The sequence below is a fragment of the Nostoc sp. genome (assembly GCF_036917975.1).
Lineage (GTDB): Bacteria > Cyanobacteriota > Cyanobacteriia > Cyanobacteriales > Nostocaceae > Nostoc.
On sequence record NZ_JBALEJ010000050.1, the window covers coordinates 1 to 20,696 of the forward strand.

At 41.1% G+C, this 20,696-nt stretch carries 21 protein-coding genes and 2 pseudogenes; 6 read left to right on the top strand and 17 right to left on the bottom strand.

The genetic code is table 11. From position 1 onward, the window contains the following. Positions 1 to 228: 228 nt before the first annotated feature. From V7K76_RS22360 to V7K76_RS22390, 7 genes and pseudogenes are all read right to left on the bottom strand, one after another. A complete protein-coding gene (locus tag V7K76_RS22360) occupies positions 229 to 354 on the bottom strand; it encodes a hypothetical protein (RefSeq protein ID WP_334775760.1) in 126 nt (41 codons plus the stop codon). A 1-nt stretch (position 355) separates the two neighbouring features. Further along, positions 356 to 1,198 (bottom strand): annotated as a pseudogene (locus tag V7K76_RS22365) (Rpn family recombination-promoting nuclease/putative transposase). Positions 1,199 to 1,301: 103 nt separating this feature from the next. Then, entirely contained in the window at positions 1,302 to 3,149 is a 1,848-nt protein-coding gene (locus V7K76_RS22370) for a type I polyketide synthase (RefSeq protein ID WP_335030015.1), read from the bottom strand. Positions 3,150 to 3,736: 587 nt separating this feature from the next. Next, positions 3,737 to 4,003: an NIL domain-containing protein gene (locus V7K76_RS22375; RefSeq protein WP_334775758.1), complete on the bottom strand. Its 267-nt coding sequence runs from the start codon at positions 4,001 to 4,003 to the stop codon at positions 3,737 to 3,739. Positions 4,004 to 4,152: 149 nt separating this feature from the next. Continuing rightward, positions 4,153 to 5,028, bottom strand: coding sequence for a sulfate ABC transporter permease subunit CysW (gene cysW, locus V7K76_RS22380; protein ID WP_334775757.1), 876 nt, complete (start codon positions 5,026 to 5,028; stop codon positions 4,153 to 4,155). Then, positions 5,015 to 5,875: a sulfate ABC transporter permease subunit CysT gene (gene cysT / locus V7K76_RS22385; RefSeq protein ID WP_334775756.1), complete on the bottom strand. Its 861-nt coding sequence runs from the start codon at positions 5,873 to 5,875 to the stop codon at positions 5,015 to 5,017. Before cysT ends, cysW begins: the two co-directional genes overlap by 14 nt. Before the next feature lie 263 nt (positions 5,876 to 6,138). Then, positions 6,139 to 7,293, bottom strand: coding sequence for a sulfate ABC transporter substrate-binding protein (locus V7K76_RS22390; RefSeq protein WP_334775755.1), 1,155 nt, complete (start codon positions 7,291 to 7,293; stop codon positions 6,139 to 6,141). Positions 7,294 to 8,100: 807 nt separating this feature from the next. On the opposite strand from V7K76_RS22390, the gene V7K76_RS22395 reads away from it, so the two are divergent. After that, entirely contained in the window at positions 8,101 to 9,240 is a 1,140-nt protein-coding gene (locus V7K76_RS22395; protein WP_334775754.1) for a sulfate ABC transporter substrate-binding protein, read from the top strand. A 75-nt stretch (positions 9,241 to 9,315) separates the two neighbouring features. On the opposite strand, the gene V7K76_RS22400 is transcribed toward V7K76_RS22395, so the two are convergent. The 4 genes from V7K76_RS22400 to purE form a co-directional block, all read right to left on the bottom strand. Continuing rightward, positions 9,316 to 10,089, bottom strand: coding sequence for a sulfite exporter TauE/SafE family protein (locus V7K76_RS22400; protein WP_334775753.1), 774 nt, complete (start codon positions 10,087 to 10,089; stop codon positions 9,316 to 9,318). 585 nt (positions 10,090 to 10,674) lie between these two features. Further along, on the bottom strand, positions 10,675 to 11,454 hold the full coding sequence (locus V7K76_RS22405) for a class II glutamine amidotransferase (RefSeq protein ID WP_334775752.1): 780 nt from the start codon (positions 11,452 to 11,454) through the stop codon (positions 10,675 to 10,677). A gap of 281 nt (positions 11,455 to 11,735) precedes the next feature. Further along, on the bottom strand, positions 11,736 to 12,035 hold the full coding sequence (locus tag V7K76_RS22410; RefSeq protein WP_334775751.1) for a putative quinol monooxygenase: 300 nt from the start codon (positions 12,033 to 12,035) through the stop codon (positions 11,736 to 11,738). A gap of 107 nt (positions 12,036 to 12,142) precedes the next feature. Further along, a complete protein-coding gene (gene purE, locus V7K76_RS22415; RefSeq protein WP_334775750.1) occupies positions 12,143 to 12,661 on the bottom strand; it encodes a 5-(carboxyamino)imidazole ribonucleotide mutase in 519 nt (172 codons plus the stop codon). A 92-nt stretch (positions 12,662 to 12,753) separates the two neighbouring features. On the opposite strand from purE, the gene nagA reads away from it, so the two are divergent. Beyond that, positions 12,754 to 13,917, top strand: a complete 1,164-nt coding sequence (nagA, locus tag V7K76_RS22420) for an N-acetylglucosamine-6-phosphate deacetylase (protein ID WP_334775767.1) — start codon at positions 12,754 to 12,756, stop codon at positions 13,915 to 13,917. 384 nt (positions 13,918 to 14,301) lie between these two features. Here the strand turns inward: nagA and V7K76_RS22425 are convergent, their stop codons facing one another. After that, on the bottom strand, positions 14,302 to 14,538 hold the full coding sequence (locus V7K76_RS22425) for a hypothetical protein (RefSeq protein WP_334775748.1): 237 nt from the start codon (positions 14,536 to 14,538) through the stop codon (positions 14,302 to 14,304). A 381-nt stretch (positions 14,539 to 14,919) separates the two neighbouring features. On the opposite strand from V7K76_RS22425, the gene V7K76_RS22430 reads away from it, so the two are divergent. Further along, entirely contained in the window at positions 14,920 to 15,288 is a 369-nt protein-coding gene (locus V7K76_RS22430; RefSeq protein WP_334775747.1) for a Dethiobiotin synthetase, read from the top strand. Positions 15,289 to 15,436: 148 nt separating this feature from the next. On the opposite strand, the gene V7K76_RS22435 is transcribed toward V7K76_RS22430, so the two are convergent. Further along, a complete protein-coding gene (locus V7K76_RS22435) occupies positions 15,437 to 16,048 on the bottom strand; it encodes a hypothetical protein (protein ID WP_334775765.1) in 612 nt (203 codons plus the stop codon). Positions 16,049 to 16,193: 145 nt separating this feature from the next. Here V7K76_RS22435 and V7K76_RS22440 point away from each other — a divergent pair, with 145 nt between their 5' ends. Both V7K76_RS22440 and V7K76_RS22445 read left to right on the top strand, forming a co-directional pair. Further along, positions 16,194 to 16,469, top strand: coding sequence for a ribbon-helix-helix domain-containing protein (locus tag V7K76_RS22440; RefSeq protein ID WP_335030016.1), 276 nt, complete (start codon positions 16,194 to 16,196; stop codon positions 16,467 to 16,469). Positions 16,470 to 16,753: 284 nt separating this feature from the next. After that, positions 16,754 to 17,569 (top strand): hypothetical protein, encoded by an 816-nt coding sequence (locus V7K76_RS22445; protein WP_334775744.1) that lies wholly within the window; start codon positions 16,754 to 16,756, stop codon positions 17,567 to 17,569. Here the strand turns inward: V7K76_RS22445 and V7K76_RS22450 are convergent. The 4 genes and pseudogenes from V7K76_RS22450 to V7K76_RS22465 all read right to left on the bottom strand — a co-directional run. Continuing rightward, positions 17,568 to 17,846 (bottom strand): annotated as a pseudogene (locus V7K76_RS22450) (HNH endonuclease); the annotation flags it as partial. The gene V7K76_RS22445 and the pseudogene V7K76_RS22450 sit on opposite strands and share 2 nt — an antisense overlap. Beyond that, positions 17,836 to 18,096 carry a hypothetical protein gene (locus V7K76_RS22455; protein WP_334775742.1) on the bottom strand — a complete coding sequence of 87 codons (261 nt, stop codon included), beginning with the start codon at positions 18,094 to 18,096 and terminating at the stop codon, positions 17,836 to 17,838. The gene V7K76_RS22455 and the pseudogene V7K76_RS22450, both read right to left, overlap by 11 nt. Before the next feature lie 73 nt (positions 18,097 to 18,169). Continuing rightward, positions 18,170 to 19,192, bottom strand: coding sequence for a zinc-dependent alcohol dehydrogenase (locus tag V7K76_RS22460; RefSeq protein WP_334775741.1), 1,023 nt, complete (start codon positions 19,190 to 19,192; stop codon positions 18,170 to 18,172). Positions 19,193 to 19,329: 137 nt separating this feature from the next. Beyond that, positions 19,330 to 19,464 carry a hypothetical protein gene (locus V7K76_RS22465; RefSeq protein ID WP_334952613.1) on the bottom strand — a complete coding sequence of 45 codons (135 nt, stop codon included), beginning with the start codon at positions 19,462 to 19,464 and terminating at the stop codon, positions 19,330 to 19,332. Between the two features lie 222 nt (positions 19,465 to 19,686). On the opposite strand from V7K76_RS22465, the gene cofG reads away from it, so the two are divergent. Continuing rightward, positions 19,687 to 20,658 carry a 7,8-didemethyl-8-hydroxy-5-deazariboflavin synthase subunit CofG gene (gene cofG / locus V7K76_RS22470; RefSeq protein WP_334775740.1) on the top strand — a complete coding sequence of 324 codons (972 nt, stop codon included), beginning with the start codon at positions 19,687 to 19,689 and terminating at the stop codon, positions 20,656 to 20,658. Positions 20,659 to 20,696 lie beyond the last annotated feature (38 nt).

The following is a 20,696-nucleotide window of genomic DNA, read 5'->3' on the forward strand; positions in this document are numbered from 1 at the left end:
TTAATCGCATTGAACAACTACGATTCCGTCGAAATCCTGAAGCTTATTTGGCAACTCTTGAGAAACTACTTCTCTAGCAAACTTTGCGGTTCTAGTTTTTTTTAATAAATATGTAGAGTTAGAAAGACGCGATAAATCGCCGTTTCTACAGAGAATTTATCCATCAATTATTTATTGACAGAATACTACCTGTGTGCTGCATTTACTTGAAAAACGCTGTAGCTTTGATTATTTGTAATGAGGAATGCGATCGCATATTATAAAATATTGAATCTCGACGCATGGAAAATTGTTATGAGCGATCGCTTTTAGCCTGCCGGAGGCATATCGCACGATCGCACTCCTCACTCTCATTTTACTCCTCAAGTGCTGCCAACCAAGCTTGTAAATCATCCATGCTGGTAAAATCTAACAACGCTTCACCGAGATTTTCCAATTGTTCTAAAGGTAGAATTTCAATGCGTTGACGCGCTTCTTGGGATAATTCCCCAACTCGTCGAGTTAGCTGACGGAGGATGAGCGATTTTTCTCCTTCTTCTCGTCCCTCTTCCTTAATTTCTCTGTAAACCCGTGTTTCTCTGAGTGTAATCCCTAACATTTCTTCTACCTCCATACGACTTAAATGTTCAAACTTGTACACCATTATAGTCGTCACTAACTCAATGATAGCGAGATTTGACGGTGGTACAGATTCCTCTTGATTCCTGAAGAGCAAATATCTTGCTTCGTCTGCAATTTGTTCCTCCTTTACCGTAGTCAGTAACATCAATGCTACCCATAAGGGTAAGGAACGAATATTCCCCAACTCATCCAAATATATTCGATATACTTGATCTCCATTGAGTTGGTTTCGATAGGGACGAATATCACTTTGTTCAATATTACGAGAGGGATAAATTATCACTACCTGCAAATCACTAAATCTGTCTCGGTTACGATAGAAATATAACCAAGATTCCGCAAATACCCTTTCATAAAGTCTTTCATCTTTCTGAAACTGTACCTCGCAGAAATACACGACACCGGGATTTGCACTTTCTGGTGGGAGGAATACCCCATCAATTTCAAATTTTGGTTCTTTGACTGCTACTGAATCAAATTTGTATTCACCTGCATTTTCCGGAGGATTTGTCAATAGTTTAAATAGTAAACTAGGAGATTGTTAAAACAGTTTATAAAATATTGAATCTCGCCGCATGAAGGATTTTACTAGATTTATTTATCATTTAAGCATACATTTCTCTACATCGCTATTCTCTGAAGCTTAAACTTATGTGTAAAAGTAAATCAGGCGATCGCGTTTATTTTTCTTGTTGTATTTCCATCAATTCCTGTGCTAGTAAATCTGCTATTTCTTCGGCTGATAATTCATTTAGTGATGCTGTAGAATCTTGAAAATTGGGAGTTGTCACAACAGATTTTAGAGAAGTTAATTGCAATACTTCCTCTGCTAAATATTTCACTAATGATTCCACCGTGGGATAATCAAAAGCAACAGTTGCTGGGAGCAAACATTCTAAGTCGATTTGTAAGCGATTCTTGAATTCAATTGCTGTTAATGAATCCATTCCTAAGTCAAAAAATCCGGCTTTGGGATTAATATCATTGAGTTTAAATCCCAAAATTCTCGCTATTTCTCCCCGCAAATAAGTATCAAGTAATTCATAGCTTTTTTCTCCAGCTAACGATAACTGCTCTAATATTCTTGATGGTAAAGTTTGTTTCTGATTAGATATATTTACTTGGGAAGTATTAAAGATATTTTTTTCATCTCCAAACCTTTCCACGAACCGAGAAGATATTTCCCTGCTAAATACTTGCCAATCAATCGGTATAACCCCCACTTGAGCAATAGGTTGAGATAAAAGATACTCAAAAACTTCGATACCCTGACTAGGAGTAATAGCATTAATTCCCCGTTGCCGCATTTGGCTAGTGGCTTCAGCCGCAGCACCAATTTCTGACCAAATCCCCCAATTAATACTCATTCCTGGCAACCCTTGCAAAGTGCGATCGCGTGCTAAAATATCAAGAAAGGTATTAGCAGCAACATGATTCCCTTGTCCTGGGGAACCAAATAAGGCAGTTGCTGAGGAAAACAACACAAAGAAATCCATTGGCTGATGTCGGGTCAAAGTATGCAGATTCCAAGCACCTAAAACCTTGGTTGCTATGACTTGCTCAAACTTTTGCCAACTCATTTGCATCAATGCAGCATCAGCCAACACACCCGCAGCATGGATAATTCCAGCTAGCTTAGTACCAGATTCTGCGATTTTTGTCAATACATCTGCTAAAGCTTGGCGTTGGGAAACATCAACTTCAGCAACAGTAATATTCACACCGATTGCTTCCATCTTCTGAATTCGTAATTGTACATCGGCTTTAGGAGCATTGCGTCCCAACAATACCAAATGACGAGCGCCTTTTTTCACCAGCCACTCAGCCACCAACAAACCCAAACCACCCAAACCACCAGTAATTAAATAAGTGCCTTGGCTGTTAATTTTCTTCAGTTCCCTTTTGCCTTCTATTACCACCTTCCCAGTATGTTTACCCTGCTGCATATATCGAAACGCATCGATAACAGTTGTCATGGGGAATACTTGGTACGGTAAAGGTTGGAGTTCATCCCTAGAAAATTCCTGCACCAAATTTTGTAAAATAGCTTGCACTAATTCGGGTTGCTGTCGGCACAAATCCACCAAATCCACTACCAAATAATCTATATTCGGTTTGATTTGCTGCACCTGTTCCGCTTGCCAAATCCCGATTTTACCGAGTTCGACAAATTTTCCTTGGGGTTTGAGAACAGCCAAACTACGGGGTATAAAGTCCCCAGTTAGAGAGTTAAGGATAATATCTACCCCTTCTCCTTGGGTTTGAGCGAGAATTTCTTCACTAAAATCGAGAGTGCGGGAATTAAAAATATGTTGCACCCCCAAACCTCGCAAAACCTCCCATTTTCCTGGACTTGCGGTGGCAAATATCTCTGCACCAGCTAGCTGGGCAATTTGGATAGCAGCTTGACCGACACCACCGGCTGCTGCATGAATCAGAATGCGTTGACCTCGATTGATTTTAGCTAGATCGTGTAAAGCATAAAATGCCGTCACAAAAGCAGCCGGAATCGTTGCTGCATCTCGCACATTCAAATTTTCGGGTATGGGTGCCCTAGCTGTCTAATTGCTATGTCAGAGCTTGAAACTCAAGCACAGTGAGAAGTTTTGTGTGTTGATTGACCAAAGCTTGTATTGCACTAATTAGACCTATCCCAATACGGTTCAGTTACCGCCAAAAACCCCTCAGATGCGTGGAGGAACGAAACCCAACATTTTCGTGGGTTTGTTGGGTTTCACTTTGTTCCACCCAACCTACGATTATCCTTAACTGAACCGTATTGAGACCTATCCGCTCTCAAAATCCAAAGTGATTTAAGTTGGTATAAAGATAGTTGAAGAACTAAAAACGGGAGTAGGGGAAGAAATTAGCCCTCGATTTAGGTTTAAAGCCGTACTTCATCCCACTGCGCGAACGCCCGCAAGTGGCGCGTTCGCGCTAGCGTCTCGTCAGAGAAAAAATCCTTGTATCGCATATTGGTTGAAACCCCGCCCGATGAAAAGCCTGCTTAGTTTCCCTACTCCCCACTCCCTTTCATTTTTTACTTTTGCCTTGTTCGGTGAGGGGTGAGGGCGTGCAGCTATCTGTACGCCCCTAATATGTGTTGCTATAACCCTTACCAATCACTTGCTTTAGCATCATCCCAGACTTCCAATTCCAAATCGCGGAGATAGGTTAACCCGCTCTGAATTTGTGCATCTGTTCCTTGTAGTTCCAGGTCAAACCAGCCATCACCGACAGCATTGGCTCCCAAAATTGCTGCCGTGATATTCACAGTCAGTCCATAGTCAGACACCAGGCGAGAAATGACAGGTTCCTGGTGATAATCTTTCGGGATTCTGAGTCGAATCCGTTTATTGGTAAGTGTATTATCAGTAGTCATATCTGAATTATTTCAATCCCTGATTGGGATTGGTACAGAACTACCCTTAATCCTAATGGTAATTTCCTTATAGGTACTAGGTAGATTGTACCATTTCCCATGATTTGCTTGTATCCTATTCAAAGGATAACTATAATCTCTGGATTTTTCTATTCAACGTCTTTAATGCGGGTTTTCCGTTCCAGAATTTCCTTCAGCACTAAGGTTACGACTGCTAGCAATGCTAATAGTACAGCCGCAGAGAAAGCAGCTTCAGTTTCGTATTGTTTGTAAGCGTCTTCTACAAACAGTGGTAGGCTCTGGGTTTGGTCAGCAATGTTGCCAGATACTACTGAAACTGCTCCGAATTCACCCATTGCTCTAGCATTGGTCAAAATTAAACCGTAGAGTAAGCCCCAACGGATGCTAGGTAGGGTGACGCGCAAAAATATCTGCCAATCTTTCGCACCTAGAGTTCTAGCAGCTTCTTCTTGATCCTTACCAAACTCTTCTAAAACAGGAATTACTTCCCGCGCCACAAAGGGCATACTCACGAAGGCTGTAGCCAATACCATACCTGGAAAGGCAAAGACAATCTTGATATCATGGGCTTGGAGCCAAGGGCCAAACCATCCATTGCGTCCATAAAGTAGCACAATCATCAATCCTGCAACTACGGGCGAAATCGAGAAGGGTAGGTCAATAATGCTCAAAACTATGGCGCGTCCAGGAAATTTATGACGAGCGATCGCCCAAGCTGCACATAAACCAAATACTGTATTTAAGGGTAGAGAAATCACAGCCAGCAATAGGGTTAACCAAGCTGCATGGAGAAAAGCTGGCCGCGTTAGGTTGGACAGAAATGGCCCAACACCCTTGCTGAAGGCTTGGACAAAAACGTTAATTGCCGGGATATATTGAACTAGGGCTAAATAGGCGATCGCTATTCCAATCAAAACTATTGGCACCCAACTCTTCTGTTCTTTGGGCTTGGCTGTATCTGAGACAGATGCAGATGAATGAAAACTTGGCTTATCTACTGTCATATCGCCTTGCCCATGCTTGTAAGAAATTAATTGCCAATAACAGTACCAACGAAATTGATAATAGAACTATGCCAATTACTGTTGCACCAGGATAGTCATACTGCTCTAATCGTTGGAAAATCAGTACAGGTGCGATCAAATCTTGGAAGGGCGTATTGGAAGAGATAATTACAGTCGAACCATACTCTCCAACTGCACGGGAGAAACCCAAGGCAACACCAGTCAAAATTGTGGGAAATAAAGGTGGCAAAATCACTTTCCAGAATGTCTGCCATTGAGAAGCACCTAGACACCAGGAAGCTTCTTCAATTTCATGTTCCATTTCCTGAAGTACGGGTTGCACAGTTCTCACAATAAAAGGTAGTGAGATAAAGATCATTGCTACTGCTACTCCCGTGCGAGTAAAAGATACCTTAATTCCCAGTGGTGCTAGTAGCGAACCAATCCAACCATTATCGCTGTAAACTGTTGCCAAGGTTAACCCAGCTACCGAAGTTGGTAATGCAAAGGGTAAATCTACTGTGGCGTCAATCAAACGCTTGAAGGGAAAGTCGTAGCGGACTAGAACCCAAGCAATTAGAGTTCCAAATACGCCATTGAGTAAGGCAGCAAATATTGCTGTGACAAAAGTTACGTTGTATGTTGCTAATGCAATATCACTAGTTGCGATCGCCCAAAATCTCGCCGGAGTTTCCGTACTTGCTTTCAGGAACATAGCAGCTATGGGGATCAGCAACATAACTGTCAGGTATACAATGGTGACTACCCAAGTCCAAGAAACCCGCTCCAATCTCTTCAAAAACGGTGTTTTGCGTTCAACTTCCACAGAAGGAGATACAGTCGTCATAGTCAAAAATTCAAAATTTAAAATTCACAAAGAAGTTTTTTGCCAATAGTCGGTTGTTTTTTTACTGACCACTGACTATTGACCGTGCCAATTTTAGATTTTGGATTTTGGATTTTGGATTATTTTCGGTACGAGCAAGACCCCAAGTGTCTGGAATAAATCTAAAATCGTCAATTTAAAATCCTCAAGCTGTGTCCCAAGAGTGGGCGCAGTCAATCCAAAATCGCAAATCTAAAATCCAAAATTGATTGACTAATGACTAATTACCGTTTATTTGCGGCTTGAATCTTATCAAACACACCCCCATCTGCGAAGAACTTCTTATCGATTTCACTCCAACCACCCAAGTCTGCAACTGTACCCAAAGTTTTCACCTTGGGAAATTTGTCTGTGACTTCTTTAGTTTGGGCTAAAGTCTCATCAACAGGACGGAATCCCAATTTGACAAACTCTTGCTGTGCTTCTGGGGTATAGAGATATTTCACAAAACCTTCTGCAACTTCGCGGGTTCCATGCTTATCGACGTTTTTATCTACTACGGCGATCGGATTGTCGATGGATATATTCACATCAGGAACGACATACTCAACCTTTTCGCCCTTTTGCTGTGCCAAAATAACTTCGTTTTCGTAGTTAATTAAGACATCTCCCTGCCCTTGCTTGGTGAATGTATCAGTAGCTTCCCGTGCATCTTTAGGCAAGATTGGCACATTTTTGTAAACTTTCGTCACAAAATCAGTAGCTTTAGCCTCATCGCCACCTGTTTTAATCACCGAATCCCATAGGGCTAAGAAATTCCACTTAGCAACGCCTGATGTTTTGGGGTTAGCAGTAATCAACTTGACACCATCTTTGGCTAAATCTGGCCAGTTCTTGATGCCTTTAGGGTTACCTGTACGAGTAACTAATGCTGCAACTGATTTGGAGACAATACCATTGTTGGGAACTTCTTTCTCCCATCCTGGTTGAATCAATCCAGCTTTCTCAATCTTTGAGGTATCTCCAGCTAGAGCCAAGTGAACAACATCTGCTTCTAAACCGTCGATAACAGCGCGAGTTTGGGTACCAGAACCGCCATAACTTTGTTTGAAGACGACAGTTTGATTATGATCTTTTTTCCATTGTTCTATAAACTTAGGAATAATTGCTTCGTGAGCTGCTTTGGTGACAGCAAAGGAAACTAGAGTTAATTCGACATTAGCTTTGCTTGCAGCTACAGGAGTAGCACTAGCATTAGGGGTTTCAGAGGAAGAAGTATTCCCAGTTCCTCCACCAGAGCAGGCAGCAAGGGCTACACTCAATGCAGTACCTACTAAAAAGAGTGATACAAAGCCTTTGAGCGAATTTAGTCTGAAGCGATACGTTGTATGTTCAGCCATTGCTTGTAATTTTTTCACTGAGCGTTGCCATAAACTCATTCCATTTCCTCCACGTAATCTACAGATAATTGATGGGAATACAGCTATATACTGTTTATGATACTGGATGATTCCATGTATCTAGTTGTAAACACCAAAAAACCCCATATTCTTTACCAAGAACATGGAGATCCTACCAGTTTTGTGAACAATTAAAAATGCTTTCAATTTCAACGATAAAATTGCGTAGGGGCAGCCCAAACTAGTACTGCAAGGCGGAATTCAAAATTCAAAATTCAAAATTAATACAGCGTAAGGGTTCCATTGATTTTGAATGGGTGGTTTATTTACGCCGTGTTGTACTAGTAGTCTGTCCCAAAAGTTTTGAGAGGTTAGTGGTATTGAGATCCCTGACTTCGCAGAAGTTGTCGGGGATCTAGCAGCCCAACAAAATTAATGGGACAGACCACTAGGCATCGCAATCAGCTCTCTGGTATATCAAGCAACTTGCTAAGGAATAAGAATTAAATAACATACAATTTATGTCCCTAACTACCTCACCCTCAATCCCTCTCTTTATAAAGGAGAGGGAAGCTAGATGAAGTTTTGCATTTTATTTAATCCACGTTCCTAACGTCCTGCTGCGCCAACATATCTCTACCAAATACTTCGGTTTTTACTGAATACGTACGGTATTTATCCTACATAATTTTGCTAAGAGTTTTCCTATAAAAAAATCAAAATTTTTAGTATAAAAAATAGTTGAATTGTCAGAATTAATCTGATAATCTCTTTCTCAAGACAAACAACGGTAATTCGACCGAATTACCGTTGTTTGATCAAGCAAATACACAACATCCAGCTTCCATGACACATCTACAATTCAAAAAGTTACAAATTTTAGGCATAGTCAAGCAACTATTTTCCCAGAAAAAACCTGTCTCAACTCAAACTTCAGCGCTATTGTTAGCAACTGGTTTAAGTTTCAGCGTCTTTATTCCTGTTTATGCTGCGGGTACTAATTCTGAGAATACTTCTGTTAATCAAAAGTCTCAATTGATTAGTCAAGGCGGTAAAAAAGTTGAAATAACTCTGGTTTCTTATGCAGTCACCAAAGCTGCTTACGAGAGAATCATTCCGCAATTTGTAGCGAAATGGAAACGCGAAAAAGGTCAAGATGTAGTAATTCGAGAAAGCTATGGTGGTTCTGGCTCTCAAACCCGTGCAGTCATTGACGGATTAGATGCGGATATTGTCGCTTTGGCACTAGCTTTGGATACCAAAAAAATTGAAAAAGCCGGACTGATTCAACCAGGTTGGGAAAAGGAAGCTCCAAATAACTCAATTGTTACCCACTCAGTAGTTGCTCTTGAAACTCGTGAAGGTAATCCGAAAAACATCAAGAACTGGAGTGATTTAAGCAAACCAGGGGTGAAGGTGATTACAGCCAACCCCAAGACTTCAGGAGGTGCGCGGTGGAACTTCCTGGCTTTATGGGGCGCGATCGTCAAAAATGGTGGAAGTGAAGCCCAAGCGCTTAACTATGTTACCCAAGTCTTTCGGAATGTCCCTGTGTTACCTAAAGATTCGCGGGAATCCAGCGATGTATTTTACAAGAAAGGTCAAGGGGATGTTCTGCTTAACTACGAAAACGAGATTATCTTAGCAGCACAACAAGCAAAAAGTTCACCTTCTTATGTGGTTCCCCAGGTGAACATTTCTATAGATGGGCCAGTAGCAGTTGTGGATAAAAATGTTGATAAGCACCACACCAGAGAGGTTTCGGAAGCTTTTGTCAAATTTCTTTTTACTTCGGAAGCTCAACGTGAATTTGCCAAAGTTGGTTTTCGACCTGTTAATTCTTCTGTAACAAAAGAAGTACAGAATAAATTTCCTAAGATTTCTAAGCTTTATAACGTTCAGAGCTTAGGAGGCTGGGATACGATTCAGAAGAAGTTTTTTGACGACGGCGCAATCTTCGACAAAATACAAAGTGGGCAACGCTAATATAGTCTTTCTGATCTAGATTTTTATTCAACAGCTGTTCATAAGTCCAATTTTTATGAACAGCCTGTTAAGTATTTAGATTTTTGGTGAATATGCAGCAAAATCAAATAACGTCTTGAGTGCAAGAGCAATTACTGTGGTGAGAAATATACGCCGTAACCAGAGGTTGCTAAGTTTGAGGGCAACCCGCGATCCGACGATTCCACCAATGAACATAGTAATACTCAAAATAATACCTAGTTTGTAATCAACTATTCCCTGGGTAAAGAAAATAATGGTGGCAATCAGCGAAGAAAAAATATTGATAAATTTTGTGTTTGCGATCGCCTGTACAAATGTCATCCGAAATAGGCTGACATAAGCTGCTGTGAGCATAGTGACATAGCCACCACTAAAGAAACCACCATAAACACCAAGCACAAAAGTTGCCACATATCCACCAATTTCTTCTATTGGTGATGGTTTCCCTATTCTTGAAACTATTCCAGCTTTGCGATTGGTGATTGAAAATACGGCAACTACGATCATCAAAATCGAGATAATTAGAGGCATTGATTTTGAAGGTACAACTAAAACAAGTAATGCACCGATAATTGAGCCTAAAAGCGTTAGGGCAATCATGATTGGCAAGCGACTGCGGTCAATTGCTTTTTTACCAATAAAAGGCAATGTGCCACCAACACTCATAAAGGTTAATGCCAGCATATTAGTGGCAAGAGCAATACGCGGTTCAATACTCAATTGCAACATTATAGGGACGGTAATTAAAGAGGTACTTCCTGTAATGACACTTATGATACTTGTGAGAAAGAAAATTGTAATGAGGAGCAGTAATTGGCTAGCATTCATCAGAGAATTTTATTTTATGTTGTTATCAATACATTTTCTGTAATGATGTTTGCAGTAAACAGAAATATCTGAAACTCTTGTTTAACATGAGTTACAGCATTTTCTAGACTATATTAATATGGATATACTTCAGTGTAAAGACATAAATTTTATACCAATAAAATCGGTATTTTATATAAGCTTATAACAACTAAGTTGGGCAAAAATTATATAAATTGGTAAGTTACAAAAGTAATGTACATCTATAAGAAAAAGATCCCCGACTTCTTCAAGAAGTCGGGGATCTGAGCCTCTCAGTAAAAAGCAAATTAAATGGGATTACTATTTGATTTTTGAACAAAATTAGGTACTGTAGTGGCGTGTCAAGGCTAAAATGTTGCAAAAAAATTGTTGTAGGTTGGGTGGAGGCTTTGCGTAACCCAACATCCTGATATCTGTTGGGTTGCGCTCCGCTCCACCCAACCTACGTTTAATGCACTATTTTAAGCTTGCTACGCCACTCAAAATTACTTAATATGAACACAATGAAAAATAAAACCCATCTATAAATTATCTAGATGGGCAAAATTGAACAACTACTTATTATTAAGTGAATGCATATTTCATGGGCAAACCGTCCTGAAAAACTAGTAATTCTCCCGGTTGAATTTTTGTCCAAACTTCGTTGTCAGTGAGGGGTGTGGTAGCAATGACAGCAACGCGATCGCGTTCAGTAGTCACCTCTCGAAAATCTACGGTCATGTCTTGGTCAATTAAATGGGCAGCGGCAAAGGGCGCTTGGCGAACAATGTAGCTGAGATTGGTTGAGCAATAAGCAAAAAAGTGTTCTCCATCTGATAATAAGTAATTAAACATACCCATTTTTGCAATTACAGCAGTAATTTCTTGCAGCACAGAGTATAGTTTCTTTATGTCAGGCTTACCCTCAGGAAAGCGCGATCGCAATGTTTCTAGCATCATACAGAATGCTTTTTCACTATCGGTGTTACCTACGGCTTGATAAAAGCCCAAATTTTCTGGATCAAAATTTGGTAAATTACCATTGTGGGCAAACACCCAATACTGACCCCACAATTCTCTGCGGAAAGGATGGCAGTTGTGTAGGGCGATTTCACCCTGAGTAGCTTTGCGGATATGGGCTATGACATGGGTTGAGTGGATCGGATAACTCCGTACAAACTCCGCTACCGGAGAAGCAACAGAAGGTTGGGCATCTAAAAACATGCGACATCCCTTTCCTTCAAAGAAAGCAATGCCCCAACCATCGCGATGGTCATCCGTTTTTCCTCCCCGTGCAGAAAACCCTTCAAAAGAAAAGCAAATATCCGTTGGAACATTGCAATTCATTCCGAGCAGTTGGCACATGGATGTTGCAGCTCTCAATTTTTGACTAAGGCCTCAGGATCAAGATACTTCACAATGCTGCCTTGATTCTGGAGCGATCGCTTCAATCTTAGAATTTAAGGCTGAGATATGCCACATACTCCCTAACAATTAAAACAAGTCGCAAGTCGCAAGTCGCAAGTCGTAAGTAAGTTTTGTGACGGGGATTTAGACCCCGACCCAAAACTTACCGGTGAAGAGAACCGGGGGACTTAAATCCACGGTACTCTATTAAGAGTCTGATTCAAGTTAGCAGCATGACACTATGCCACAAGATGGTAGCGACGGACATCTGGTGCAGCAGTCACTAAGCCTTCGAGTTTAGCTGCTGCCGCTTGGAAATGGGGTGAATCTAGATGAGTATTCAGGGCTTCTGATGAAACCCACTCCTCTACAAAAGTAAAGTCTGTTGGATCGTCTTGGTTTTGCAAAAGTTTATACTCAATCACACCTGCTTCTTGATGAGTTGGCTCAATGAGTTCCAACAGTACAACTTTTAGTTCTTCTACTTTGTTAGGCAAAGCAATAATATGGGCAACAATGCGAATAGTTTGGTTAGTCATTTATCATTTGTCATTGGTCATTTGTCATTTGTCATTTGCCATTGGTCATCAAGTCAAGAGTTAGGAATTCTTTCCCTGCTCCCCTGCTGCTCTGGTGTTAATTTTTATTAAAACATCTGCTGTAAATATTGTTCATAGCCTAATTGTTCTAATTTTGCTTGCTTTGCAATTACCGATTCACATAGGGTTTGACGATATTGTTGCACTTTTTCTAACAATTCTGGTTGATGGGTTGCGAGGATTTGTACTGCTAAAAGACCGGCATTTTTGGCATTACCGATCGCTACTGTCGCTACAGGAATACCAGCAGGCATCTGTAAAATAGAATACAAAGAATCTATACCTTGTAAATTACGAGTGGGTACAGGAACACCAATGACCGGAAGTGGAGTTAAAGATGCTACCATTCCCGGTAGATGGGCAGCACCACCGGCACCAGCAATAATTACCTTAATGCCGCGTTGGTGGGCAAGTTGAGCATATTCTACCATCCGTTCTGGAGTACGGTGAGCGGAAACGATCGCTACTTCACTTTCAACGCCAAATTCTTCACAAACTGCGATCGCATCTTTCATAGTGGGCAAATCTGAATCGCTGCCCATGATAATACCAACTAAGGGAGTCATAGAATTTTGGATTTTGGATTTTGGATTTTGGATTAATCGCTGATTGTTTCATCTAAAATCGGATGAGATTTAGCTCTCTTCTCACCAGTATGATGATCCAAGCAACACAAAATCCTGTAGATATTATCAATGCTAGAGTGCCTGGTTACAAAGATTTGCAGATGCTCTTGGTTAATCAAGAGGGCATAATTGAGCAAATCTTGCCAATGAGTACAGTAGGGAAGGACATTTGTGCATCCGTTATAGATGTTGCAGGTGACTGGATTTCATTGGGTGGTGTTGATTTGCAAATTAACGGTGCATTGGGTTTGGCATTTCCTGATTTGACGGTCGAAAATGCTCATGTACTCCAGAAAATAAGGCAATTTTTGTGGGATGTCGGGGTAGATGGATTTTTACCGACACTTGTGACAACTTCAGTAGAAAAGATTCAGCGATCGCTTGCAGTCATTGCTGATATTATCCCCAGACAACAAACAGGTGCCAAGATTCTCGGAGTACATCTGGAAGGCCCATTTTTGAATTACCAAAAGCGTGGCGCACACCCGGCAGAGTACTTGTTACCCCTCACAATTGAGGACGTAAAGCGGGTTTTGGGGGATTATGCCGATATCGTGAAAGTCATAACTTTAGCGCCAGAGTTAGATCCCACTGGCGAAGTAATTCCATATTTGCGTTCTTTGGGGATTACCGTTAGTTTAGGACATTCTCAGGCAACATCTGCCCAAGGGCAACTTGCCTTTGAACTCGGCGCAAGGATGGTAACTCATGCCTTCAATGCTATGCCACCATTACATCACCGTGAACCAGGATTATTAGGGGCAGCAATTACTCATCCTCATGTCATGTGTGGTTTTATTGCTGATGGTGAACACGTTTCGCCCACGATGCTGCAAATATTACTCCGTGCCAGTGATTACGAAAAAGGGTTGTTCCTTGTCAGCGATGCCCTTTCACCTCTGGGGCTACCCGATGGCGTGTATCCTTGGGACAGTCGGCAAATTGAAGTTAAAAACGGTACGGCACGACTCGCCGATGGCACGTTATCGGGGACGACTTTACCCTTATTAGTGGGAGTGCAGAATTTGGTGAAGTGGAAGATTTGTAATGTGGAAACTGCTATTTTACTAGCTACAGATGCACCTAGAAAAGCGATTGCTTTACCAGGAATTGGCAAGAGTCAAGCCGCTAATTTATTACGCTGGCATTGGGATAAAACTACAAAAGAACTAACTTGGCAGCGATTATTGGGCTAAATTTTGCGTCAGAGGTATCTTGCCTGCCCAGTCTATAATACAATACAGTTCAGATCAGCCCAAAACACTTGTAGAGACGGCGATTTATCGCGTCTATAAAACCCAAAATTGTTGCCAGTAGCCCTTAACCTAAGCGTCTATAATATGGCGGGCAAGATGCCCACCCCACAAGAGTTAATTAGGATATTTTTTTGATTTAGCAGTTCCTAATAATCATGTTGGTGTTTATCAATATGCACTGAGCCTTTGGGATCTGAGTGGGGTGTAAGATCGTTTTGCAGTGAATGGGCGATCGCAGTGAGAAAATTTAAGCGATCGCCCACTGATAACTTGTATATTTTACTTTTTTAAATCGGACAATCTCATAATTTTTATGACTAGACATCAGAGTATTTCAGAAATGGCAAACTCATCAGTTATAGAAGCAGTTCCTATTTGAATATTTGGCTCACTAACCCTGACTTCCAGTTGTTCTTCTGGATTGTTGACATCAACTAATTTATCTTTTACATACTCATTTTCTCGGATTTGTCGAACAATACTTTCTAACAGCCAAAGTTGTTCTTCTACAGACAAGGCAAGGATAGAGCGCTCAATTTCTAGTAAATTCGGTGAGAACATTTTACTTTTGATTCCTAGTAAGGTGTATTTTTCAAAAATTTTATCGTAAATTAAAGGGTTTAAGAACCTACAATCTACATATAGCAACCATTTCAGTCGAGGTTTGTCTTGAGAAATCGCTCCACTTGGGCAAAGCCCAAGACCGCGTTTCTGGCTAAATCCCTGTCTGAAATGTCTTTAATTTTGAATTTTGAATTTTGAATTTTGAATTTTTAAATTCAGTCTATCTGGTTAACCTAGAACATCGCCAATCCTCCATCATTTTCCCCACGCCTATCTTTTCATAAATTACAAGAGATTGCTATAAATAACCAGAAAACAATTTTCTGACTTTTTAATTAAGTATTCCTGCTGAAGCCAAATGTAAGCTAAACTGGCTACATGAATTACGAAACAGCTAGGAAACTCCTCATAGATCAGACAATCGCAACCGAGGAAAACCCAGATGCGCTGTTAACGCGTATGAAACAGGGTAAACCGCCGGTACCCGGTCAGATCACCTCGATTTTGTTGGCGTTGAAAGTGGTGTTTGAAGCCCTCAAAGATGCAAAGAGCCTAGACCGAGAATTGGCTTTGGCCCTTTATCAGTTAAGCATTAAGGCGCAACAGCTATTTGGCGCAGGGCGTAAAGCCGGAGTTGATTGGCCGCCAATGCTGAAGGAAGATTTACTACGAATTTCCTTAGCATCTGAAAGTATCTTTTCGGGCACATGGCAAACTCTAGCTCAAATGGAGTTGGGGAAGTTGTAGAATGCGATTCAGTAATCTTTCAACGAGAAGGGATGAGGGAGAAATCAATTCAAAATTCAAAATTCAAAATTCAAAAACTTCTGCCGACGCTCGCGGACTCGCTACCGCTACGCTATCCTGCCTCCTCTTTCCCAATGCCCGATGCCCATTAACGAATTTGCAGTTCCTTTTCTAATTTGTCTAGATCAGTTTTGAGCAAAACTGTCATTTGTCCAGTAAAAGCTTTGCCAGTCTTGGGTTGAGCAATTTCTACCCAATATACATAGCGATCGCCTACTCGTAATTCTCCCTTCAAAGCTTCCCGAATCGGAGTTTTGGCTAGACGTGCCGAATTAACTACCTTTTGGCTGGGATATTGATACACGACTTGGGCGCGATCGTAGTCTTGATAAATCTCCAAGCCATAAATCACCCGCAAGGATTCTTGAAGGCGCTCAAATGTCATGCCGTTAATGGCATCATACATAGCAATACGCTCACTGCGAATTGTGGCTCGGTCTTTGGAAAATTCGACCCTACCGGGAGGCAATACCGACGCTTGAAAAGTGAATCGTTGGGCAGCAGTATCAGTTTTTTGCACAAATAATTGCTCCCCACTCCTGGGACGGAGTGTAGGATGTGCTTTAATCCAGGTGCCCACTTCCTCTGTACTTTGCCCTGGTAAAGCATTAGCTTGGGAATCAAAAAGCGTTCCTATGCACAGCCAGGGCACTAGAGAAAAAGGCAAAATTAAATAGTTAAGCAGAGATTTTTTGAGCATTTTGCTGTTCGGGACTTTCATAGAAATTTCCCCATTCGGGAGTAATCATAGTCTTCCCGTTTTTCAGCAAGATTATTTCAATAGTTCAACCTAACTTCAGATATCAGGGATATTACTTATCAACGCTCTATGATAGAAAAATTCTATGAATGGAATCGTTATGAGTATTACGTTTAGTCCAGAGCAAGAACAAATAATTCGAGTTTTGCTAGCAACAGGTCAATTTAAGAATGTTGATGAAGTAATTCAAACTGCATTACACCTTTTAGCAGAAGAGACTCTTTCTCAGCAAGTATGGCTCGAAGAAACTCGCACCAAGATTGATGAAGGGATAGCCTCACTTGAAAAGAGAGAAGGAATTGATGGTGAAACTTTTGTAAATCAGCTTTTAACACAGTTGAAGCAAGCAAAAGAGGCTTAGGAATGAATTGGTACATTATCTCACTCCCTGCTTCTCGTGATTTACAAGCGATCGCAGATTATTTCGCCGTAAAAAATGTTCCGCATGGGAACAAGGAAAGCCTTACAAAGCTAGGCTTTTAGGACTTGTGTATACACCATAGCTTTGTGAGGAGGATGGCTCTGTAGAAAATCTTGTCTTTTAATGTTTGAGATATTTATTTTTTGGGAACCAGATGATAGAGTGATAGTAAATTTAACGGACTATCTAACAGCAAGTGGCATTTAAATACCCAAAATCCAGACATGAGAACAAAAATAATTACATATATCTATGCTTTTAGCTTCATTTTTATTTGGAAGGCTTTCCTCCATAAGAGAATACTGCATTTTCTACTCGATCTAAAATTTATTCCGGCAGATATATGCTATATAATTATTAATATCATACCAGTTATCATATTCTTTGAAGTAGTTGGCAAGATAGTATTTCTCTCAACTATTTCTAGCAAATTAAAATTTGTACCAGCACATTTAGAATCTCTATCTCAAATAGATATTAAGACTTTAAATTACTACACGAATGCTTTAGAGTCCCTCGGTTTTACTAGAATTAGTGACTTAGAAGACTTAGAACTGTCAAAATCTTCCCTTACTGTCGCTAGAATTTTTTCCCATCCAAAACATTTTTGTTTTGCAGAAGTCATTCAAACACCTGGGCATTCGTCAGTCTTTTGTGCTATTGGTAGTGCTTTAGAGCAAGAATGGTCAGTTAGTTTTAGAGATAATTCTCCTAATCACGCTATTCTCTACGCCTTTTTACGCCGCCCAAAAAGAATAATTGTTGTTAAACAGGGAGTAACTCCTGAAGAACTATTGCGATCGCATCTAAAATTTCGGCAGAAAATAATGCGTGACTTGAATTTACAGTTATTGCCAGATATTTCTATAGAAGCTTATTTTGATCAATCACAAAGATCCAGGATAGGTCAGAGAAAAGTACTATGGCGTAAAAGTGTCATTATTGGATTGCTAGAAATAGGACTTTTTAACTTCAAATCTGAGGTTCAGAAATCGGAATGGCTGGGAGATTATGCCCGTTTAGCAGCTAAAAAAGGCTGATGAAGTGATCTACCCAGTCTTGCTGACGAGGATTGAATAGGGCGACTTCTTGCTGAGTTTGAACATCAACACCACTTGTGAAGTTGTAACGACGCTCATTACAGCGACGACAAGCTAGAGCTAAGTTGTCATCTGCATCTGAGCCACCTAATGATTGTGGAACAAGATGATCAATTGTGAAGCGATCTGAACTGGAGCGTTCTGGAGAGTGGCAATATTCACACAGATATTTAGCTCTTTCGCGCACAAACTGCCGAGTGGCATCTTTAACACCCACGACTGGCAATCAGTTTAGCGTTAACAAAACTTAGGATGCGCTCCAGTTCAGAAATTCCAGCATATTCTGCTTCTTCTTCAGGAGTCAGCAATCCAGATTTTCGTTTCTCAAGCAATTCTTCTAGACGAGTATGTAACTCATCTGTGAACTTAGCAAGGTTAACATTATCAACTTTCTCAATGGTAATGCCAGAGCGCAACCATGATGAGGGTTCAATCATCAATACTGGGGTAATGACTTTAGGAGTCATAGTACTTTAGCCCTAAGTCTGTGTTGCTATATCTAGTTATTGTAGTGTGCCCTGTGAATTGGCTGCCAAAATACTAAGGAATCATTGCTACCTTAATCACCTTTCGCGCTTTCATATCAGAAAACACCTGTTCTAAATCTTTTAATGGCCGCTGTTCGCTAATAAGTAACTCAAAGGGAATTTTGCGACTAGCTATCAGTGATAAAGCCGATCGCACATACTCTGGTGTATTATGAAACACGCCTTTAATGGTAAGTTCGCTATAGTGTAGCTGTTCTGTATTGACAGTAATGCTAGTATCTCGTGGACATCCACCGAATAAGTTGACTGTTGCACCAGGACGGGCGCAGGCGATCGCAGTTTCCCAAACACTTGGTACACCAGTGGCTTCAATTACTACATCTGCGCCCCATCCTTGGGTTAGTTCTTTGACCACACTGGGAATATCCGAGATTTGATGATAATTAAAGGTCTGGGCTGCACCCAATTTCTGACCAATTTCTAATCTGTGGTTATTACCTCCCCACAGCAAAACTTCAGCTTTCTCACTCAACGTCGCCACAAACATCAACCCGATCGCCCCATCTCCCAACACGACTACTTTATCTTTAGATTTAATATGAGAACGCGCTACACCATGCAACACACAAGCTAGAGGTTCCGTCATCGCTGCCAATTCCCACGGCAACTCATCAGGAATGTGCAACAAATTATGCTCTACTATCGGTGCGGGAATTTTCAGGTATTGGGCAAATGTACCATTATTCCATGTCAAATTTGGACATAAGGAATATTCTTGGCGTTGACAAAAAAAGCACTTCATGCATGGAGCGGAATTATTAGCGACGATGCGATCGCCTACTTGCCAATTTATCACCCCAGCACCCAAGGCAACAATTCGCCCAGCACCTTCATGACCAAACAGCGTCGGCGGTATGAGCATTTTGGCATGACTACCACGCCGCCAGACTTTCAAATCTGTACCACAAGTTGTTGCTGCCCCTACCTGGATCACAACTTCGCCAGCCGCCGGAGTGGGATCGGGAACTTGCTCTAGGCGTAAATCTTCTTGACCATGAAGTAATGCTGCTAACAAAACTTTAAAACCTATTAATTAGCTCCATCCGATTTTATAAGAAAGACTGGGAAGTTTGAAAGCCCCTAAAGAACAGGTACGCAGTACCGTATTCTGTCCTTTTAGGTAGGGGATGAAAAATGTTAAGAAAACTCTATCTACCAGGACACACGTTTGTAAATGTGGGTGCAATACCGTTCGGTTAAGGTTTTTTGATGAAAATTATAAATCTCAAAGACGCGATAAATCGGCGTCTCTACAAAAGACTGATTATTGTAGAGACGCCGATTCATCGCGTCTCTTGCCTTAACCGAACAGTATTGAATGTGGGTGCGTTAGTCGAGGATTGGAATAGGGCATACCGGAACCTTTGCGCTAGACGCAAGCAACGCTTTAGGAGATGATGCCTCTATCCAGGTTGGAGTAATCCTGCCTGAGTAAGCAACGTCTTTGATTAAAGAATCCCCGCACCAACAGGAAAGGGGAGCGTCAATAAAAGCAAATTTATTCTGCTTATGCCAATTAATAATTCTCGTCTTGTTACCTATAGCCCTGCTTATACAATCGTTCCCACTTACGAGTGCTTTAATCGCTGTAGCTACTGCAACTTTCGCAGCGAACCGGGTAAAAGTCCCTGGATGAGTCTTTCAGATGCAGAAAATATTTTAAAACCACTTCAAAACCAAAAAGTCTGTGAAATTCTCATACTTAGCGGTGAAGTGCATCCACATTCACCAAAGCGTCAGGTGTGGTTTGAGCGGATTTATAATTTGTGTGAATTAGCGCTTTCAATGGGGTTTTTACCTCATACAAATGCGGGTCCACTGAGTTTTGAGGAAATGCAAAAGCTCAAGCGTGTAAATGTTTCGATGGGGCTGATGTTGGAACAGTTAACGCCAACATTGTTAAATAGTGTACATCGCCACGCACCGAGTAAATTACCAGAAGTTCGTTTACAACAATTGCAATGGGCGGGAGAGTTACAAATTCCTTTTACAACTGGGTTACTGTTGGGAATTGGGGAAACTATAGATGATTGGTGGGAAACCTTGGAAGCTATATCTGATATGCACCAACGTTACCATCACATTCAAGAAGTTATCCTGCAACCTCATAGTCCAGGATATCAACAAACCTTTGATGCACCACCTTTTGACCCTCATCAGTTACCCGAAGTAATTTGTAGGGCGCGTCAGATTTTACCGCCAGATATTACGATTCAAATTCCGCCAAACTTAATTCTAGATGACCGATGGTTACTCGCTTGTATTGAAGCTGGTGCAAGAGATTTGGGCGGAATTGGGCCAAAAGATGAAGTCAATCCCGATTATCCTCATGTTCAGGAACAGGCATTAAGAGAAATTTTACAGCCTGCGGGGTGGGAATTAGTGCCGCGATCGCCAGTTTATCCGCAATTTGATAGCTGGTTGTCGGGGGAATTACAAACAGCTGTGAAGCGATCGCGGAATGCTATGTTATTGGTTTAATAATTTGCTACGAACTTGTGCAAAGCTGTGTTTAGCTT

What these genes read in the sequence shown, in the direction of transcription:
- V7K76_RS22360 (WP_334775760.1), bottom strand. Translation starts at nt 354, where the DNA reads ATGAGAGTGAGGAGTGCGATCGTGCGATATGCCTCCGGCAGGCTAAAA.
- V7K76_RS22375 (WP_334775758.1), bottom strand. Translation starts at nt 4,003, where the DNA reads ATGACTACTGATAATACACTTACCAATAAACGGATTCGACTCAGAATC.
- cysW (WP_334775757.1), bottom strand. Translation starts at nt 5,028, where the DNA reads ATGACAGTAGATAAGCCAAGTTTTCATTCATCTGCATCTGTCTCAGAT.
- cysT (WP_334775756.1), bottom strand. Translation starts at nt 5,875, where the DNA reads ATGACGACTGTATCTCCTTCTGTGGAAGTTGAACGCAAAACACCGTTT.
- V7K76_RS22390 (WP_334775755.1), bottom strand. Translation starts at nt 7,293, where the DNA reads ATGAGTTTATGGCAACGCTCAGTGAAAAAATTACAAGCAATGGCTGAA.
- V7K76_RS22395 (WP_334775754.1), top strand. Translation starts at nt 8,101, where the DNA reads ATGACACATCTACAATTCAAAAAGTTACAAATTTTAGGCATAGTCAAG.
- V7K76_RS22400 (WP_334775753.1), bottom strand. Translation starts at nt 10,089, where the DNA reads ATGAATGCTAGCCAATTACTGCTCCTCATTACAATTTTCTTTCTCACA.
- V7K76_RS22405 (WP_334775752.1), bottom strand. Translation starts at nt 11,454, where the DNA reads ATGTGCCAACTGCTCGGAATGAATTGCAATGTTCCAACGGATATTTGC.
- V7K76_RS22410 (WP_334775751.1), bottom strand. Translation starts at nt 12,035, where the DNA reads ATGACTAACCAAACTATTCGCATTGTTGCCCATATTATTGCTTTGCCT.
- purE (WP_334775750.1), bottom strand. Translation starts at nt 12,661, where the DNA reads ATGACTCCCTTAGTTGGTATTATCATGGGCAGCGATTCAGATTTGCCC.
- nagA (WP_334775767.1), top strand. Translation starts at nt 12,754, where the DNA reads ATGATCCAAGCAACACAAAATCCTGTAGATATTATCAATGCTAGAGTG.
- V7K76_RS22425 (WP_334775748.1), bottom strand. Translation starts at nt 14,538, where the DNA reads ATGTTCTCACCGAATTTACTAGAAATTGAGCGCTCTATCCTTGCCTTG.
- V7K76_RS22430 (WP_334775747.1), top strand. Translation starts at nt 14,920, where the DNA reads ATGAATTACGAAACAGCTAGGAAACTCCTCATAGATCAGACAATCGCA.
- V7K76_RS22435 (WP_334775765.1), bottom strand. Translation starts at nt 16,048, where the DNA reads ATGCTCAAAAAATCTCTGCTTAACTATTTAATTTTGCCTTTTTCTCTA.
- V7K76_RS22440 (WP_335030016.1), top strand. Translation starts at nt 16,194, where the DNA reads ATGAATGGAATCGTTATGAGTATTACGTTTAGTCCAGAGCAAGAACAA.
- V7K76_RS22445 (WP_334775744.1), top strand. Translation starts at nt 16,754, where the DNA reads ATGAGAACAAAAATAATTACATATATCTATGCTTTTAGCTTCATTTTT.
- V7K76_RS22455 (WP_334775742.1), bottom strand. Translation starts at nt 18,096, where the DNA reads ATGACTCCTAAAGTCATTACCCCAGTATTGATGATTGAACCCTCATCA.
- V7K76_RS22465 (WP_334952613.1), bottom strand. Translation starts at nt 19,464, where the DNA reads ATGAATCGGCGTCTCTACAATAATCAGTCTTTTGTAGAGACGCCGATT.
- cofG (WP_334775740.1), top strand. Translation starts at nt 19,687, where the DNA reads ATGCCAATTAATAATTCTCGTCTTGTTACCTATAGCCCTGCTTATACA.